This is a genomic window from Paraclostridium dentum (assembly GCF_012922555.1).
GTDB classification, from domain to species: Bacteria; Bacillota; Clostridia; order Peptostreptococcales; family Peptostreptococcaceae; genus Paraclostridium; species Paraclostridium dentum.
Genome location: NZ_WIPK01000169.1, coordinates 1 through 352 on the forward strand (window position 1 = coordinate 1; position 352 = coordinate 352).

At 50.3% G+C, this 352-nt stretch carries 1 protein-coding gene; it reads left to right on the forward strand.

All coding sequences use genetic code 11. The features are described 5' to 3' along the window. The coding region (locus tag GFJ41_RS21270; RefSeq protein WP_170076048.1) for a large ribosomal subunit protein uL4 at positions 1–352 on the forward strand (352 nt) is incomplete at both ends.

Here is a 352-nt window from a genome sequence, read left to right on the forward strand (position 1 = left end):
TGAAGCTCGCCCCTGGTGGTCACATTGGTCGTTTCTGCATCTGGACTGAGGGTGCCTTCCGCAAGCTCGACGACCTGTATGGCACCTGGCGCAAACCTTCCTCGCTCAAGATGGACTACAATCTGCCAATGCACAAGATGACCAACACAGATTTGGGAAGACTCCTGCAGAGTGAGGAAATCCAGAAAGCACTTCGTGCCCCCAACAAAAAGATTCAGCGCAGAATTCTCAAGAAGAACCCACTCAAGAATCTCAGAATAATGATGAAGCTGAATCCTTACGCCAAGACAGCACGCCGTCATGCCATCCTGAAGCATAAGCCTGAGATTAAGGCTAAAATGCTGAAGCCCGA